General features: G+C 65.1%; 3 protein-coding genes. 1 reads left to right on the top strand and 2 read right to left on the bottom strand.

The features are described from left to right. Window positions 1-143: 143 nt before the first annotated feature. Entirely contained in the window at window positions 144-569 is a 426-nt protein-coding gene (locus tag AS156_RS14885; RefSeq protein ID WP_066505274.1) for a DUF1330 domain-containing protein, read from the bottom strand. A gap of 320 nt (window positions 570-889) precedes the next feature. On the opposite strand from AS156_RS14885, the gene AS156_RS14880 reads away from it, so the two are divergent. Continuing rightward, window positions 890-3,133, top strand: a complete 2,244-nt coding sequence (locus AS156_RS14880; protein ID WP_066505273.1) for a transglycosylase domain-containing protein — start codon at window positions 890-892, stop codon at window positions 3,131-3,133. A gap of 167 nt (window positions 3,134-3,300) precedes the next feature. Here AS156_RS14880 and AS156_RS14875 read toward each other — a convergent pair. Beyond that, a partial coding sequence (locus AS156_RS14875) for a M48 family metallopeptidase (protein WP_245312816.1) occupies window positions 3,301-4,017 on the bottom strand: 717 nt, incomplete at its 5' end.

Genomic DNA, 4,017 nt, shown 5'->3' with positions numbered 1-4,017 from the left:
GGCGGCCTTCGGGCCGCCGATTTGTTTTTGGGCTCGTCATTGCCGGGCTTGACCCGGCAATCCATCAGCTTGAAAGAGCTCTTCCCTCAATGGATGCGCGGGTCGAGCCCGCGCATGACGATGTCAGCCGACGGCGGACATCATCAATTCGGAATCTCCCCGAAATTCTTCCCCACCGGCAGCACCGAATGTCGGATCAGCCGCGAGTCCTCGACGCCGGCCTGGCGATGCTTCACCGCCTCGCGATAGACGGGATCGCGGATCATCTCGACGAAGGCGGCGACGCTCGGGTACTCCGCGATGAAGCAATGGTCCCAACGTTCCTCTTGCGGGCCGATCAGCATCAGCTCGAAGCGGCCTTGCCAGACGATGCGCCCGCCGAGCCGTTCGAACACCGGCCCGCTCTCGCGGCCATAGGCGGCATAGGCTTCGGCACCAGTCGCTTTGCGGCCATCGGGATAGGCGGCCCATTCGCGCAAGCGGACGAGGTTGAGCATGTGGATCGGGCCCGGCCGGTTATTGTCGCGGAACTGCGCGAAGATTTCCTTGGTCGGATCGATGTGGCCCATGCGGTGCTCCCTGATTGTTGTTCCCTGGAGCGCGATCACTCGATGGCGCTCCATCTTTCTGTTTGAGCATGATCTTTTCGGAAAACCGGTGCCCACTTTTCCGGATCGTGCTCCTATATCTAGCACGCGCCGCCTCACCTCCTAATCCCCCGTTAAGCTTTGCGTAACTGCCCCTTAAACCGGGAACGCTAGCGTGCCCGGACGAGAGCGTTTTCGAGCGAAGTGGACCCCGGTTCGCGTGAGGAAAACGCGTCAAACCAAGAATCTAGAGCTTCGGTTCTGATTCAATCAGAACCGAAGCTCCGGTGTGAGCGTTGCTGATGGCGTGGGGACGGAAAAAAGGCGGTGCGCGCAAGGAGCCGCTGTTCGGGCTTCCGGCCGCGCTTGCCGATTTGCGGCTCTCGCCTGCCGATCGCATCCCCGGCGGCGGCGACGACAAGCCGGCCAAAGCCAAGCCCAAACCCAAGACCAGCGACTCCGGCAACGAGAAGCCGCGCGCCTCGCGCAGCGGCAGCAAGCACCGCGGCAAGTCGCGCGGCCTTGGCATCGGCCGCCTGTTCTACTGGACCGCAGTGCTCGGCCTGTGGGGATGCATCGCGGTGATCGGTGTCGTGGTGTGGGTCGGCGCGCATCTGCCGCCGATCCAGTCGCTGGAGATCCCCAAGCGCCCGCCGACGATCCAGATCGTCGGTCTCGACGGCACCGTGCTGGCGCAACGCGGCGAGATGGCCGGCGCGAATGTCTCGCTGAAAGACCTGCCGCCCTATCTGCCGAAGGCCTTCATCGCGATCGAGGACCGCCGGTTCTATTCGCATTACGGCGTCGACCCGTTCGGCATCATGCGCGCGGCGGTGGCGAACCTCTTGCATCGTGGCGTCTCGCAGGGCGGCTCGACGCTGACGCAGCAGCTCGCCAAGAACCTGTTCCTGACCCAGGAGCGTACCATCCAGCGCAAGCTGCAGGAGGCCGAGCTCGCACTGTGGCTGGAGCGCAAGCATTCCAAGAATGAGATCCTCGAGCTCTATCTCAACCGCGTCTATTTCGGTTCCGGCGCCTATGGCGTCGAGGCCGCTGCGCAACGCTATTTCGGTAAGTCGGCGAAGAACGTGACCCTGGCGGAAGCCGCGATGCTGGCGGGTCTCGTCAAGTCGCCGTCGCGGCTGGCGCCGAATCGCAATCCGGAAGGCGCCGAGCAGCGCGCACAGGTCGTGCTGTCGGCAATGGCGGACGCCAGGTTCATCACCGAAGCGCAGGCCAAGGCCTCGATGGGCCAGCCCCTGATCAACGTGAAGTCGGCCGGCGCCGGCACCATCAACTATGTCGCCGACTGGATCGGCGAAGTGCTCGACGATCTGGTCGGTCAGATCGACCAGGACATCGTGGTGCAGACCACGATCGATCCGAAGCTGCAGAACATCGCGGAAGCCGCCGTCATCGACGAACTCGCCGCCAAGAGCGTGAAGTTCAATGTCAGCCAGGGCGCGCTGGTGGCGATGTCGCCCGACGGCGCGGTGCGCGCCATGGTCGGCGGCCGGAACTACGCCGAGAGCCAGTACAATCGCGCGGTGACGGCCAAGCGCCAGCCCGGCTCGTCGTTCAAGCCGTTCGTCTATCTCACCGCCGTCGAGGCCGGCCTGACGCCGGATACGATCCGCCAGGACGCCCCGCTCGATATCAAGGGCTGGAAGCCCGAGAACTACACCCACGAATATTTCGGTTCGGTGACGCTGACCCAGGCGCTGGCGATGTCGCTGAACACGGTCGCGGTGCGGCTCGGCCTCGAGGTCGGCCCGAAGAACGTGGTGCGCACCGCGCACCGGCTCGGCATCTCGTCGAAACTCGAGCCCAACGTCTCGATCGCGCTCGGCACCTCCGAAGTTTCCGTCCTCGAGATGGTCGGCGCTTATGCGCCCTTCGCCAATGGCGGGTTCGCCGTGTCGCCGCATGTGGTGACCAGGATCAAGACCGCTTCGGGCAAGGTGCTCTACGACCGTCCGGCCGATCCGCCCAACCAGGTGATCGAGCCGCGCTATGATGCGATGATGAACAGCATGATGCGCGAGACGCTGATCTCGGGCACCGCGCGCAAAGCCGAGATCCCCGGCTGGACCGCCGCCGGCAAGACCGGCACCAGCCAGGACTATCGCGACGCCTGGTTCATCGGCTACACCGCCAATCTCGTCACCGGCGTCTGGCTCGGCAATGACGACAACTCGCCGACCAGGAAGGCCACCGGCGGCGGCCTGCCGGTTGAGGTGTGGACACGCTTCATGAAGGCCGCGCATCAGGGCGTGCCGGTCGCGGCGATTCCAAACTCGCAAGGCAATTGGGGACCGGCCAACCTGATCCAGATTTCGTCGCAGATCACGCCGCCATCGGCCCCGGCGGGTCAAATGCAGTCGCAGATGCAACCGCCGCCTCCGCCGATGCCCCAGGGCGGCGGCTACTATCGCGCACCTGCACCAATGCGCGCATCCGCGCCGACCAACCCGAACGCACGACCTGAGGCCGCGGCAGGATTGGACGGCTGGCTGGTGGATCGCCTGTTCGGCGGACACCGGTAGGCAGGGTCACCGTAGCGCAACGTTCCATCAACAACAGTCCGTCATCCCCCGCGAAATGCGGGGGTCGAATACGCCGCGGCCTCTCAGTTTGAAGACCAACGTCCCTGGAATACTGCATCGCCCGCTTTCGCGGGCGATGACAGTCCGGTTTGTGACGCTACCGCCGCCTATTCCTGGATCCCGTAGCGATGCAGGTCGTTGCCGTGGGTGTCGAGCCAGCTCTTGGCGCGATCGACCGAGCCACAGGCCTTGCCGACCACCCTCCAGAACCGCGCCGAGTGGTTCATCTCGACAAGATGCGCGACTTCATGCGCGGCGAGGTAGTCGAGCACGAAGGGCGGCGCGAGGATCAGCCGCCAGGAGAATGACAGCGAGCCGGCCGAGGTGCACGAGCCCCAGCGGCTGGATTGATCGCGGATCGAGATCCGCCGCACCCGCACGCCGAGCTCGGCAGCGTAAAGCTGCGCCGCCTTCTGCAACTCCTTGCGCGCCTCGCGCTTGAGGAAGTCGTGCACGCGGCGATCCATGTGTTCGACGCCACCGGCGACACACAGCACCTTCTCGCCGCTGTCGCGCGTCTCGGTCCAGACCGTACCGCGCTCGCCGGCGCGGTGAACGAGGCGATGCGGCACGCCACGCAACGGCACGAGCGTGCCGGGCTGGAACGGCGCGGCCTTCGGCAGACGGCCAAGACGGGCTGCGATCCAGCCGCCATGGAGGTTCGCGAACTCCTTCGCTTCCACGATCGTGCCGCGTGGCGGCATGGTCAGGATCGCCTCGCGATCGGTTGGATGAATCCTCAACGTATAACGGCGTGCGCGCCTGTGTCTGCGGAGCCTGACGGTGAAGAATTGGGAGCCGTGCCTGACCAAAAGAGTCGCGGG

It is taken from the genome of Bradyrhizobium macuxiense, assembly GCF_001542415.1.
GTDB lineage: Bacteria > Pseudomonadota > Alphaproteobacteria > Rhizobiales > Xanthobacteraceae > Bradyrhizobium > Bradyrhizobium macuxiense.
This window is presented reverse-complemented; position numbering and strand designations above follow the sequence as displayed.

Excerpts from the sequence above, each read along its gene's own strand:
- AS156_RS14885 (WP_066505274.1), bottom strand. The coding sequence starts at position 569 with ATGGGCCACATCGATCCGACCAAGGAAATCTTCGCGCAGTTCCGCGAC.
- AS156_RS14880 (WP_066505273.1), top strand. The coding sequence starts at position 890 with ATGGCGTGGGGACGGAAAAAAGGCGGTGCGCGCAAGGAGCCGCTGTTC.